Annotated in this window: 11 protein-coding genes; 4 read left to right on the top strand and 7 right to left on the bottom strand. The window is 61.8% G+C overall.

The features are described 5' to 3' along the window. Window positions 1–3 precede the first annotated feature (3 nt). The 4 genes from ssuD to TU74_RS03210 are packed head-to-tail and all read left to right on the top strand — an operon-like array spanning window position 4 to window position 3,021. Window positions 4–1,152, top strand: a complete 1,149-nt coding sequence (gene ssuD / locus TU74_RS03225; RefSeq protein WP_047296224.1) for an FMNH2-dependent alkanesulfonate monooxygenase — start codon at window positions 4–6, stop codon at window positions 1,150–1,152. 7 nt (window positions 1,153–1,159) lie between these two features. Then, window positions 1,160–1,966, top strand: coding sequence for an aliphatic sulfonate ABC transporter permease SsuC (gene ssuC, locus TU74_RS03220; protein WP_048375087.1), 807 nt, complete (start codon window positions 1,160–1,162; stop codon window positions 1,964–1,966). Then, the gene (gene ssuB, locus TU74_RS03215) at window positions 1,963–2,769 is read left to right on the top strand and encodes an aliphatic sulfonates ABC transporter ATP-binding protein (RefSeq protein ID WP_048375085.1); all 807 of its coding nucleotides are present in this window, start codon (window positions 1,963–1,965) and stop codon (window positions 2,767–2,769) included. The genes ssuC and ssuB overlap by 4 nt, the downstream gene beginning before the upstream one ends. Before the next feature lie 36 nt (window positions 2,770–2,805). Continuing rightward, window positions 2,806–3,021 (top strand): TOBE domain-containing protein, encoded by a 216-nt coding sequence (locus TU74_RS03210; protein WP_003444581.1) that lies wholly within the window; start codon window positions 2,806–2,808, stop codon window positions 3,019–3,021. Between the two features lie 60 nt (window positions 3,022–3,081). On the opposite strand, the gene epsC is transcribed toward TU74_RS03210, so the two are convergent. The 7 genes from epsC to phoB form a co-directional block, all read right to left on the bottom strand. Next, window positions 3,082–4,008 (bottom strand): serine O-acetyltransferase EpsC, encoded by a 927-nt coding sequence (epsC, locus tag TU74_RS03205; RefSeq protein WP_047278566.1) that lies wholly within the window; start codon window positions 4,006–4,008, stop codon window positions 3,082–3,084. A 94-nt stretch (window positions 4,009–4,102) separates the two neighbouring features. Further along, the gene (locus TU74_RS03200; RefSeq protein ID WP_048375083.1) at window positions 4,103–5,485 is read right to left on the bottom strand and encodes a M16 family metallopeptidase; all 1,383 of its coding nucleotides are present in this window, start codon (window positions 5,483–5,485) and stop codon (window positions 4,103–4,105) included. Between the two features lie 81 nt (window positions 5,486–5,566). Next, on the bottom strand, window positions 5,567–7,225 hold the full coding sequence (locus TU74_RS03195; RefSeq protein ID WP_047278560.1) for a Na/Pi cotransporter family protein: 1,659 nt from the start codon (window positions 7,223–7,225) through the stop codon (window positions 5,567–5,569). Between the two features lie 207 nt (window positions 7,226–7,432). Next, complete coding sequence (locus tag TU74_RS03190) at window positions 7,433–8,740, bottom strand: CitMHS family transporter (protein WP_047296218.1); 1,308 nt, start codon at window positions 8,738–8,740, stop codon at window positions 7,433–7,435. Window positions 8,741–8,960: 220 nt separating this feature from the next. After that, window positions 8,961–10,301, bottom strand: a complete 1,341-nt coding sequence (locus TU74_RS03185; RefSeq protein WP_048375081.1) for a hemolysin family protein — start codon at window positions 10,299–10,301, stop codon at window positions 8,961–8,963. Window positions 10,302–10,424: 123 nt separating this feature from the next. Next, on the bottom strand, window positions 10,425–11,747 hold the full coding sequence (gene phoR / locus TU74_RS03180) for a phosphate regulon sensor histidine kinase PhoR (protein WP_047296217.1): 1,323 nt from the start codon (window positions 11,745–11,747) through the stop codon (window positions 10,425–10,427). A 41-nt stretch (window positions 11,748–11,788) separates the two neighbouring features. Continuing rightward, complete coding sequence (gene phoB / locus TU74_RS03175; RefSeq protein WP_047278552.1) at window positions 11,789–12,481, bottom strand: phosphate regulon transcriptional regulator PhoB; 693 nt, start codon at window positions 12,479–12,481, stop codon at window positions 11,789–11,791. Window positions 12,482–12,530 lie beyond the last annotated feature (49 nt).

Below are 12,530 nucleotides of genomic sequence, written 5' to 3'. Positions count from 1 at the left end.
TCCATGAGCCTCAACATTTTCTGGTTCCTGCCTACCCACGGTGATGGCCATTACCTTGGCACCTGCGAAGGCGCCCGCGCTGTCGATTACGGTTACCTGCAACAAGTGGCACAAGCCGCAGATCGGTTGGGTTTTGGCGGCGTATTGATCCCCACCGGCCGTTCCTGCGAAGACTCGTGGCTGGTGGCCGCGTCCTTGATTCCGGTGACCCAGCGCTTGAAATTTCTCGTGGCCTTGCGCCCCGGCATCGTCTCGCCCACGGTGGCGGCGCGTCAGGCTGCGACCCTGGATCGACTCTCCGGCGGGCGCGCGCTGTTCAATCTGGTGACCGGCGGCGACCCGGAAGAACTGGCCGGTGATGGCCTGTTCCTCAGCCACGAAGAACGCTACCAGGCGTCAGTGGAATTCACCCGCATCTGGCGTCGTGTGCTGGAAGGCGAAACCGTTGATTACGACGGCCAGCACATCAGTGTCAAAGGCGCCAAGTTGCTCTACCCGCCGATCCAGCAACCGCGCCCGCCGCTGTACTTCGGGGGCTCTTCGCAAGCGGCGCAGGACCTGGCCGCCGAGCAAGTCGAGATGGTGCTGACCTGGGGCGAGCCGCCCGCGGCGGTCGCTGAAAAGATCGAACAGGTGCGTGCCAAGGCCGCCAAGCTCGGTCGCACCGTGCGCTTCGGGATACGCCTGCACGTGATCGTGCGCGAAACCAATGAAGAGGCCTGGAAAGCCGCTGACAAACTGATTTCCCATCTGGACGACGACACCATCGCCCGGGCGCAGGCATCGCTGTCGCGTTTCGACTCGGTGGGCCAGCAGCGCATGGCCGCCTTGCATGGCGGCAGCCGTGACAACCTCGAAGTCAGCCCTAACCTGTGGGCCGGTGTGGGGCTGGTGCGCGGCGGTGCAGGCACGGCGCTGGTCGGTGATGGCCCGACGGTGGCCGCGCGGGTCAAGGAATACGCCGACCTGGGCATCGACACGTTCATCTTCTCGGGCTACCCGCATCTGGAGGAGTCGTATCGCGTGGCGGAATTGCTGTTCCCGCACCTTGATGTCGAGCGTCCCGAGTTGCCGAAAAGCGCCGGTTACGTGAGCCCGTTTGGCGAGATGGTGGCCAACGACATTCTTCCCAAAGCTGCGTCGCAGAGCTGAGGCGGGCATGAGTACGGGGAAGGCGTCGCGCCTCAATACGATCGGTCACAGCCTGGCACCCTGGGTTTTGCCCGTGTTGCTGCTGGCGGTGTGGCAGTTATCCGTGTCGGCGGGCTGGTTGTCGACGCGGATCTTGCCTGCGCCCAGCGCCGTGATTGCCGCCGGGGTCGAGTTGGTGCGCAGTGGCGAAATTTGGAAGCACCTCGCCATCAGCGGCTGGCGCGCCGGGCTGGGTTTTGTGATCGGCGGCAGCATCGGCCTGGCATTGGGCTTTATCACCGGCCTGTCAAAGTGCGGCGAGCGCCTGCTCGACAGTTCGGTGCAGATGATCCGCAACGTGCCGCATCTGGCGCTGATTCCGCTGGTGATTCTGTGGTTCGGGATCGACGAGTCGGCCAAGATCTTTTTGGTCGCGTTGGGCACGTTGTTCCCGATTTACCTCAACACCTATCACGGCATCCGCAACGTGGACCCGGCGCTGGTGGAAATGGCGCGCAGTTACGGGCTGTCGGGTTTGGGCCTGTTCTGGCAAGTGATTTTGCCGGGCGCCTTGCCCTCGATTCTGGTGGGCGTGCGCTTTGCGCTGGGCTTTATGTGGCTGACGCTGATCGTGGCTGAAACCATCTCTGCCAGCTCCGGCATTGGCTATCTGGCGATGAATGCCCGCGAGTTTTTGCAAACCGACGTGGTGGTGCTGGCAATTGTTTTGTACGCGGTGCTCGGCAAATTGGCCGACAGCGCGGCCCGTGGGCTGGAGCGCGTGTGGTTGCGCTGGCACCCGGCGTATCAAGTGGTTAAAGGCGGTGCAGCATGACAGCTCAACAACCTCCGCGTTTGCGTCAGGGCATTCCGCTGGCGATCAACGGCCTGCACAAAGCGTTTGGCGAACGTCAGGTACTGCGCGACATCGATTTACACATTCCGGCCGGGCAGTTTGTGGCCGTGGTGGGGCGCAGCGGCTGCGGTAAAAGCACGCTGATGCGCTTGATCGCCGGGCTCGACCAACCCACGGGTGGCGAACTGCTGGCGGGCAGCGCGCCCCTGCGCGAGGCCCACGGCGACACGCGCCTGATGTTCCAGGAAGCGCGCTTGCTGCCGTGGAAAAAGGTCATCGACAACGTCGGTCTGGGGCTTAACGGTGACTGGCGCACCAAGGCCCTCAAGGCCCTGGAAGAAGTCGGTCTGGCCGAACGGGCCGATGAATGGCCAGCGGCGTTGTCGGGCGGGCAGAAACAGCGTGTGGCGTTGGCCCGCGCGCTGATCCACCAGCCGCGTTTGCTGCTGCTGGACGAACCGTTGGGCGCGCTGGATGCCCTGACCCGCATCGAGATGCAGCAGTTGATTGAGCGTTTGTGGCGCCAGCATGGTTTCACCGTGTTGCTGGTGACCCACGACGTCAGCGAGGCCGTGGCCATTGCCGACCGCGTGATTTTGATCGAAGACGGCGCCGTGGGGCTCGACCTCACTCTCGAATTGCCGCGCCCTCGGGTGCGCGGTTCGCATCGGCTGGCGGCGCTGGAAACCGAAGTGCTCAACCGAGCGCTCGCTTTACCCGGTTCGCCACCCGAACCGGAACCCGTTGCACCGCTGCCCACGCAATTGCGTTGGGCGCAATAACCTTTGTTTTTCTATCCCGAGACAGGAATCGACACCATGACCATAAAAGCCATCAACGTGCGCAACCAGTTCAAAGGCCACATCAAGGAAATCGTGCTGGGGGACGTGCTGTCTGAAATCGACGTGCAAACCGCTTCCGGCATCGTCACCTCGGTCATCACCACCCGCTCGGTCAAAGAGTTGGAGCTGGTGGTGGGCAGCGAAGTGATCGCCTTCGTGAAATCCACGGAAGTCTCGATCGCCAAGTTGTAAGGCGTGAGTTATCCACAACCCCGGAGGGCGTGAGCCCTTCGGGGTTTTTTGTGGACGCTGTTATTTCTGGGTGCCGTCGTCGTGTTGCAGGTTGGCCTGGGTCAGGTTGCAACCGGCGGGGACGCTGCGGGTCAGCCACACGTTGCCACCGATGGTCGAACCCTGACCGATGGTGATGCGCCCCAGAATCGTGGCCCCGGCGTAAATCACCACGTCGTCTTCGACAATCGGGTGACGCGGGTGGCCTTTCTGCAACTGGCCGGATTCGTCGGCCGGGAAGCGCTTGGCGCCCAGGGTGACGGCTTGATAAATCCTGACCCGCTCACCGATGATCGCGGTTTCGCCAATCACCACGCCGGTCCCGTGGTCGATGAAGAAACTGCGGCCAATTTGTGCGCCGGGGTGGATATCGATGCCAGTGGCGGAGTGAGCGATCTCCGCGCTGATGCGGGCCAGCAGCGGCAAACCGGCGCGATACAAATGGTGCGCCAGCCGGTGGTGAATCACGGCCAGAATCCCCGGATAGCACAACAGCACTTCATCCACGCTGCGGGCCGCCGGATCGCCGTGGTAGGCGGCCAGCACGTCGGTGTCGAGCAGGGTGCGCAGACCCGGCAGCGCCAGGGCGAAATCCTGAATCAGCAAGGTGGCCGTGGCATCGACGCCATCGTCCGGCTGGCCGCTTTGACGTGCGGCGTAGCGCAGTTCCAGCCGAGCCTGCGCGAGCAAGGCATTGAGGGCGACGTCCAGGGTGTGGCCGACGTAGAAATCTTCACTTTCTTCGCGCAAGTCCACCGGCCCCAAACGCATCGGGAACAACGCACCGCACAACGCTTCCAGGATGTCGGCCATCGCGGCGCGGGACGGCAGCTCTCTCCCGCCCAGTTCGCCACTGACACGCCCGTTTTGCGTGCGCCACTGGTTACGCGCGGTGCGTAACTGCCCGACGATGGTTTGCAATTGCCAAGGATTGGAACGCTCGCTCACGATGAATACTCCGCACGCTGGCGGCCGGGTGTGCCGGCCGCGAAAGGGCAATGATTTTACGGTATCAAGGCGTGTCAGTTTTGGACAATTACACTTAATGATGACGATGGCGCCAGATGCGCCAGCCCAGCGCGATCAACACCAGCAGCACCAGCGCTGTCAAAATCGCCACGCTCAAGCCGTTGTAGCTGAACAGCGGCTTCTCGATGCGCACATAACCCGGTTCAGCGAACAATTGGCGCAACGCATGATTGGCCTCGGTTAGCGTCACCGTCTGCAAGCGCTTGGCCGGGTCGGCAAAGCGGCTTTCGTCGTAATCGCCCAGTGCGCTCCAGTAATAGTCGGCCAGCGCGCTGTTGCCCTGCACAGCCCACGCCTGACGCGCAATGGCAGCTTGCTTGAGGCGGGCGAAACGCTGCGGGTCGAGGCCGTTCTTGAGCAGTTGGGTTTTCAGTTGCGTCATCACCTGTTGCGCTTGCTCGACATCATCACGCTCAAGGTCGGCATTCAGGCTCAGAAAGCCCACCCCGCCAAACACTTCGCGCTCTGACCACGGCCCGTAAGACAAGCCATGCTTGAGCCGCAGCTCGCTGTACAGCGCCCACTCCAGATAGTCGCGCAGCAGGTTCCAGGTTTCGTCGCTTTGCCCGGCGATGACCGGTTCCGGCAACAACCAGTGCAGCTTGGCGGTATCGCCGACCACACCGCGCAGCAACACGCGTTCGGCGTCGGCCTTTGCATCAATGTCGGCCAACGGCTTGTGATCGCTCGGCTCGACCGCTTCCAGCGCGCCATAGGTGCGCTCCAGATAGGCCGGCAGCACGCGATCCAGTTCGCCGACGACAATCAGCGTCATGTTATTGGGCGCATACCAATCGTTGCGCACGCGTTCGAGTTGCTCGCGGGTGAGGCTGCGGACGGGCGCGCGTTCGGCGCATTTAAGGCCGAGTTCGACCGCCAGCTGATTGCTCGCGCTGTGGCCCAAATCCTGACGGTCCAGCCAGCGCTGCAAGTGCGAGTAGTGGCCACCGTCTTCGCGTTCGACCACTTGCTTGGCGTCTGCGATGCGTTGTTCGGTGAGTTGGGTTTGGGTCAACAGGCTCAGTAAAAGATCCAGTACCTTGCGCTGGTTCTTGGCGGGCGCCTCGATCACAAAGGTGGTGTCAGCATGGCTGGTGAAGGCGTTCCACTCGCCACCCAGCGCCTGCATGCGTTCTTCGAGGCCGCCTTCGCCCGAGTCATCGGTGCCGCTGAACAGCAAGTGTTCGAGCAAGTGCGGCAGTTGTTGGTCGGCACAGTTGAAATCATCCAGCCCCACACCGACCACCAGCCGGATCGACACGTGTCCGCGGTCACTGGTGGGTTTGAGGATCAGTTGCAGGCCGTTGGCCAGTTGGTAGCCTTCAACGCTGGAACGGTCGAGGGCAAAGCTCTGGACGGCGCCGAGCAGCAGGCAGATGAACAGCAGGCAACGCATAAAAAATCCCTGAATCCCTGTCGGGTGTGTGATGCCGTCGATGCGGGTTCTAAAGACTGACAACAGTGGATCGCGCAACGTTCAAGGCGAATGGTGGGTATCGGTCATCTCGTCCAGCAACAGAGCGCCCGTTTCAGAGGTTTCGAGCACCACGTAAGCACTGGCGCAAAACAGGGAGTTGAGGCGCTGCATGTCAGCGATCAGTTCAAGGTGCAGGGAGCTGGTTTCGATGCTTTGGGTGATTTTGCGCTGCAAACGGCTGACGTGGGCGTGCGCCAGTCGACGTTCCTGCGCACGAAAACGGCGTTTTTCACGCAGCAATTGCCGTGCGCTCTGCGGGTCGCCGGTGAGGAAGACCGTCAGCCCCAGCCGCAGGTTGTCGATCAACTGGCTTTGCAAACCGGTCAGTTCCTCCAGTCCGTCTTCGGAAAACGCCCGGCGCCTGGAGGTTTTTTGCTGCTGCACTTTGCGCAACATACGCTCGATCAGGTCACTGGCCAGCTTGAGGTTGATCGCCAGTTCGATGATTTCCGCCCAGCGTCGGCTGTCTTGCTCGCCCAAGTCTTCGCGGGGCATCTGCGCCAGATAGAGTTTGACCGCGCTGTAGAGCACTTCGACATCATCGGCCAGGGTGCGCATCTCTTGGGTGATGGCTGTTTGCTTGCCGCGTAGCACGTCGAGCATGTTGACCAGCATGTTGTCGATCAGGTCACCGATGCGCAGGGTTTCACGGACTGCGTTGGCCAGGGCAAGGCTCGGCGTTTCCAGGGCGGTCGAGTCGAGATGACGGGGTTTGACGGCGCCGTTGGCATTTTCGCGCTCGGGCAACAGCCATGCGCACACCCGCGCCATCGGCCCGACCGTGGGCAGCATCAGGAAGCAACGCGCCGTGTTGTAGAGCAGGTGGAAGCCGATCACGAGTTCCTGGGCGCTGTAGCTCAGGCTGTCCATCCATGCCACCAGCGGGTCGAGGACCGGGATAATCAGCAGCAACCCGATCAGCTTGTAGAGCAGGCTACCGAGCGCAACCTGCCGCCCGGCGGCGTTTTGCATGCTGGTGCTGAGAAACGCCAGCACGCCGCTGCCGATATTGGCGCCAATCACCAGCCCCACCGCGACCGGCAAGCTGATGACCCCCGCACCGGCCAGCGTCGCCGTCAGCAGCACGGCGGCCAGGCTGGAGTAAGAAATCATCGCGAACAGGGCGCCGATCAAGGCATCGAGCAAGATATCGCCGGTCAGCGAGGCGAAGATCACCTTCACCCCTTGCGCCTGGGTGATGGGGGCTGCGGCTTCGACGATCAATTGCAGGGCGAGGATGATCAGGCCCAGGCCGATGCCCACGCGCCCCAGTTGCCCGGCGCGCGTTTGTTTGCGGGAGAGGAAGAAGATCACGCCCAGGAAAATCAGCAGCGGCGACAGCCAGGACAGGTCGAACGTCAGCACCCGGGCCATCAGTGCCGTACCGACATCGGCCCCGAGCATTGTGGCCAGCGCTGGCGTGAGCGCCATCAAGCCCTGGCCGACAAATGACGTGACGAGCATGGCGGTGGCGTTGCTGCTCTGCACCATGGCGGTCACCACGATACCGGCGACAAATGCCAGCATGCGCTTGGACACGTTTTGCCCGATGACGTGGCGCAGGTTTGTACCGTAGACCCGCAAAATACCGGTCCGGACAATGTGCGTGCCCCAGATCAGCAGGGTCACGGCGGAAAGCAGATTAAGCAGGGTCAGCATGCAGGCTCCCTGTGCGATGGATGCCCTGGTGGGCCGGATCAAAGGGCTGCGGCCAGCTCCTACAGTCGTTTCTTAAGCTGTAGTCGGCAAATAAGCAGAGCGCCAGCATCGCATAGCTGGCGGAGGGTTGAAACATTTCTGAAACACTTGTGAGAAAACCCGCAGCGAGAGGCCGACGTGGTCAGCGGCCGCTCGCGGTGCCGGGCGTCAGAGCGTGCTGTACAACGGGAAGGTGCCGAGCAGTAAGGCGGCCAGCAGAATGCCCATGCACACCAGAACCGCCCATTTCAGGGTGAAGCGCTGGTGGTCACCAAACTCGATACCGGCCAGCGCCACCAGCAGGTACGTGGAGGGCACCAACGGGCTGAGCAAGTGCACGGGCTGGCCGACAATCGAGGCGCGGGCCATTTCGACCGCGGTGATTCCGTAGTGGCTTGCCGCCTCGGTCAGGACCGGCAATACGCCGTAGTAGAACGCATCGTTGGACATGAAAAAGGTAAACGGCAGGCTCACCAGCGCGGTGATGACTGCCAGGTACGGCCCCAGCGCCGGGGGAATAACGGCCAGCAGGCTTTTTGACATGGCATCCACCATGCCGGTGCCGGAGAGGATGCCGGTGAAAATACCCGCCGCGAAAATCAGCCCGACCACCGCCAGCACGCTGCCTGCATGAGCGGCGACGCGGTCTTTTTGTTGTTGCAGGCACGGGTAGTTGACGATCATCGCGATGCTGAACGCGACCATGAACAGCACGGGCAGCGGCAGCAAACCGGCGATCAGCGTAATCATCAAGGCCAGGGTCAGCGCGCCGTTGAACCAGATCAGTTTGGGGCGGCGTGCGTCGGGGAATTGCGACACGCTGATCTCGCTGTGATCCACGTCGTCGCCTTGCACATGCAACTGGCCCAGACGCGCGCGCTCGCGCAGGCCGTAGCACCAGGCGATCACCAGAATGGTCGCGCAACCTGCCAGCATGGCGGGGATCATCGGCACAAAAATGTCAGAGGGGTCCACATGCAGCGCACTGGCGGCCCGTGCAGTCGGACCGCCCCACGGCGTCATGTTCATCACCCCGCCCGCCAGAATAATCAGCCCGGCCATGATGCGCGGGCTCATGCCGATGCGCTTGTACAGCGGCAGCATCGCCGCCACGCAAATCATGTAGGTGGTGGCGCCGTCGCCATCCAGCGATACCACCAGTGCCAGCACGGCGGTGCCGACGCTGATTTTCAGCGGGTCGCCCTTGACCAGCTTGAGGATCTTGCGCACGGCCGGGTCGAACAGGCCGGAGTCGATCATCAGGGCGAAATACAAAATGGCAAACATCAGCATCACCCCGGTCGGGGCCAGCTTGGTAATGCCTTCGAGCATCATGGGGCCGATCTTGGGTGCAAAACCGCCGAAGAGGGCAAACAGGATAGGCACCAGAATCAACGCGATGAGGGCAGACAGGCGCTTGGTCATGATCAGGTACATGAACGTAATGACCATGGCAAAGCCAAGGAAGGTCAGCATAAACAGTCACCATTCTTATTGTTGTCGAGTGGGCGCTGAGCGCGGGTTGGACCGCTGCTCTGGCCTGCCGGTCTTATGCCGGGAGTGACGCGATGCTAGAGGGGAATGCTTTCAGCCAGCTTTCGCCGGGCAGAAATGATTGAAGGGGCGTGTCAGGGGGGGGCAAAAGCGGTGGTCGCTGACGGGGCAAGAGCGCGCGTCAGCGACAACCGGTGTGGCTTCAGTCCAGCTTGAGGACTTTGGCCAAGACGATTTTCGGGCCTTTCATCTTTTTGATGATGATGCGCAGGCCTTCGACTTCCAGCAGTTCTTCTTCTTCCGGCACGCGCTTGAGGGTGTCGTAGATCAGGCCCGCCACGGTTTCGGCTTCGACGTGGTCAAGATCGACCCCCAGCAGGCGCTCGATCTTGAACAGCGGCGTATCGCCCCGCACCAGCAGCTTGCCGGGCTGGTACGAAAGAATGCCGCGCTCGGCCTTGCGGTGTTCGTCCTGAATGTCGCCCACCAGCACTTCGAGCACGTCTTCCATGGTCAGGTAGCCCACGACTTTGCCGTCCGCTTCTTCGACCAGCGCGAAGTGCGCGCCGCCTTTGCGGAACTGTTCAAGCAACTGCGACAGCGGCATGTGGCGCGACACGCGCTCCAGCGGCCGGGTCAGTTCTTCGAGGTTGAATGTCTCGGGCAAGTGGTCGAGGTCTGCCAGTTCCAGCAGCAGGTCTTTGATGTGCAGCAAACCGACGAAGGTGTTGGTTTCGGCATCGTAGACCGGGTAGCGGCTGTACTTGTGGCGACGGAACAGCGCGAGGATTTCCTTGAGCGGTGCCTTGGAGTCGAGGGTCACGAGGTCTTCGCGGGAGTTGGCCCAGTCGACCACTTCCAGCTCGCCCATTTCCACGGCCGAAGCCAATACCCGCATGCCTTGGTCACTCGGGTCCTGACCACGGCTGGAGTGCAGGATCAGTTTGAGTTCTTCGCGGCTGTAGGCGTGGTCGTGGTGCGCGCCCGGTTCACCTTGGCCTGCAATGCGCAAAATCGCGTTGGCGCTGGCATTGAGCAGGTAAATGGCCGGGTACATGGCCCAATAGAACAGGTACAGCGGCACAGCGGTCCACAGCGACAGCGCCTCGGGTTTGCGGATCGCCCAGGATTTGGGGGCCAGTTCGCCAACCACGATGTGCAGGTACGAAATGATGAAGAAGGCGGTGAAGAACGACACGCCTTTGACCACTTCGGCCGACTCCACGCCCAGCGCGCTGAGCAGCGGTTCAAGCAGGTGTGCGAACGCCGGTTCACCGACCCAGCCCAGGCCCAGCGAGGCCAGCGTAATGCCCAGCTGACACGCCGACAGGTAGGCGTCGAGCTGGCTGTGAACGGTGCGCAGGATGCGTCCGCGCCAGCCGTTCTGGTCGGCGATGGCTTCAACCCGGGTTGAGCGCAGTTTGACCATGGCAAATTCCGCCGCAACGAAGAAGCCGTTGAGCAAAACCAGGATCAGTGCAAAAACAATCATGCCGAAATCGGCGAACAGTGTGGCGAGGGTCAAGCCAGGGGAAGGGTCCATGATGGAGTTTTAATGGTTCCGTTGTTTCAAAAAAGGGAAAGGTCAAGTGCCTGAAGGGCAGGCACATGGCAAGCAATGTAACCATTGATGTAGCTGTTGCCTAGTGGGCGAACGCCGCAGGGTTCAGTCAATCAGGTCGGGGCTGAGCGATTTTGTGACCTGAACCGGGGGGAAATGGCAGGTGAAGGTGCTGCCGTGGCCCAGTACGCTGCTGATTTCAAGGCGGGCGCGATGGCGCAGCAGCACATGCTTGACGATGGCCAGCCCCAGGCCCGTGCCGCCGGTGCTGGCGTTGCGGCTGGAGTCGACGCGGTAGAAGCGTTCGGTCAGGCGCGGCAGGTGTTTGCTGTCGATCCCGACACCGGAATCCTGCACGCTCAAGTGCGCGCCCGAGCCGTCGGACCACCAGCGAATGCGAATGTGCCCGCCGTCCTGGGTGTATTTGACGGCGTTAAATACCAGGTTTGAAAACGCACTGCGCAGCTCGGTCTCACTGCCTTTGAGGGCAACATCGGCTTCAACGTCCAGCGTAATGGTTTGATTGCGCTGCCCGGACAACGCCTGCGCGTCGTTTTTAATAGTGCGCAGCAGGCTGTCGATGGGCACGGGCTGGTTGTCCGACGGGTAATCCGTGGCTTCCAGTTTGGCCAGCAACAGCAAGTCGTTGAGCAAGGTTTGCATGCGCTCGCCCTGTTGCTGCATTTGCGACAGCGGGCGTTTCCAGCGGGGGTTCACGTCATCGACGTTATCCAGCAGGGTTTCCAGATACCCGCAGATGACGGTCAGCGGCGTGCGCAGCTCGTGGGACACGTTGGCGATGAAGTCTTTGCGCATTTGTTCGAGCTGGTGCAAACGCGTTACGTCTCGCACCAGCATCAGGTGTTCGTTGTTGCCGTAGCGGGTGATGTACAGCTGGATGCGCAGGTGGTCGTTGACCGGCGAGGGGATGTCCAGCGGTTCGGCGTAGTTGTCCTGCTCGAAATACTCCTTGAAGCGCGGGTGGCGCACCAGGTTGGTCACGGGCTGGCCGCTGTCCTGGGGCGTCTTGAGGCCCAGCAAAGTCTCTGCGGCGCGGTTCCACCATTCGAGGTTGCCTTCGCTGTCGAGCATCACCACAGCGTCCTTGAGCGCCGCCGTGGACTCTTGCACGCGGTCGATGACGGCTTGCAGGCGCCCGCGCACGCGTTGATCGCGGCGTTGCAGGTGATAAATGCTGTCGAACACTTCGCCCCACAGGCCATAGCCGTCGGGCGGGGCTTCATCGGGTTGGTGATTGCGCAGCCAGTCGTGCAGGCGCAGCAACTGTTTGAGGGTCCAGCCCAGGTACAAGGCCACCCCGGCGGCCAGGCTCCAGCCGTAATAGCCGGTGGCCAGCCCGATCAACAGGCAGCCCGTGACCAGAAGCAACAAATGACGAATCAGCGTGCTATGCCAGTTTTGATTCACGTCGCGCGGGTCCTTGCTTGCCGTTGAGTCTGGAGGGGGTATCAGGCTTTGGTGGAAAAGCGATACCCGGTGCCGCGCACGGTTTGTACCAGATTCTCGTACGCCTCGCCGAGGGCTTTGCGCAGACGGCGGATGTGCACGTCCACGGTGCGCTCTTCAACGTACACGTTGCCGCCCCACACTTGGTCGAGCAATTGGCCGCGGGTGTAGGCGCGTTCCTGGTGGGTCATGAAGAACTGCAACAGACGATATTCGGTCGGGCCCATTTCGGCGGGGGTGCCGTCGATGGTGACGCGGTGGCTGATCGGGTCGAGTAACAAGCCGCCTATTTCAATGGGGGATTCGCTGTCGGCCGGGCCTGCACGCCGCAACACGGCTTTGAGGCGCGCCACCAGCTCGCGGGGGGAAAAGGGTTTGGTGATGTAGTCGTCCGCGCCGACTTCCAGCCCTTGAATCTTGTTGTCCTCTTCACCCTTGGCCGTGAGCATGATGATCGGGATGTCCCCGGTCATTTCCTCGCGCTTGAGGCGGCGAGCCAGCTCAATGCCGGACGTGCCCCCCGGCAGCATCCAGTCGAGCAGGATCAAGTCGGGTTTACGGTCGACGATGATGGAGTGGGCCTGCTGAGCATTCTCCGCCTCCAGGCAGTCGTAACCCGCCATTTCCAGAGCCACAGCGATCATTTCGCGGATCGGTGCCTCGTCATCGACGATCAGAATGCTCCTGCCAACCATGCCGTAATCCTCATGTCATTTATCTGTCTTGTGGCGCATTAGATAACGG

Origin of the sequence: Pseudomonas lundensis (genome assembly GCF_001042985.1) — a bacterium.
Lineage (GTDB): Bacteria > Pseudomonadota > Gammaproteobacteria > Pseudomonadales > Pseudomonadaceae > Aquipseudomonas > Aquipseudomonas lundensis.
Note: the sequence above shows the minus strand (reverse complement) of the source record. Positions and strands in the feature narration are given on the sequence as shown.

What these genes read in the sequence shown, in the direction of transcription:
- ssuC (WP_048375087.1), top strand. Translation starts at nt 1,160, where the DNA reads ATGAGTACGGGGAAGGCGTCGCGCCTCAATACGATCGGTCACAGCCTG.
- TU74_RS03190 (WP_047296218.1), bottom strand. Translation starts at nt 8,740, where the DNA reads ATGCTGACCTTCCTTGGCTTTGCCATGGTCATTACGTTCATGTACCTG.
- TU74_RS03195 (WP_047278560.1), bottom strand. Translation starts at nt 7,225, where the DNA reads ATGCTGACCCTGCTTAATCTGCTTTCCGCCGTGACCCTGCTGATCTGG.
- TU74_RS03200 (WP_048375083.1), bottom strand. Translation starts at nt 5,485, where the DNA reads ATGCGTTGCCTGCTGTTCATCTGCCTGCTGCTCGGCGCCGTCCAGAGC.
- ssuB (WP_048375085.1), top strand. Translation starts at nt 1,963, where the DNA reads ATGACAGCTCAACAACCTCCGCGTTTGCGTCAGGGCATTCCGCTGGCG.
- ssuD (WP_047296224.1), top strand. Translation starts at nt 4, where the DNA reads ATGAGCCTCAACATTTTCTGGTTCCTGCCTACCCACGGTGATGGCCAT.
- phoB (WP_047278552.1), bottom strand. Translation starts at nt 12,481, where the DNA reads ATGGTTGGCAGGAGCATTCTGATCGTCGATGACGAGGCACCGATCCGC.
- TU74_RS03185 (WP_048375081.1), bottom strand. Translation starts at nt 10,301, where the DNA reads ATGGACCCTTCCCCTGGCTTGACCCTCGCCACACTGTTCGCCGATTTC.
- TU74_RS03210 (WP_003444581.1), top strand. Translation starts at nt 2,806, where the DNA reads ATGACCATAAAAGCCATCAACGTGCGCAACCAGTTCAAAGGCCACATC.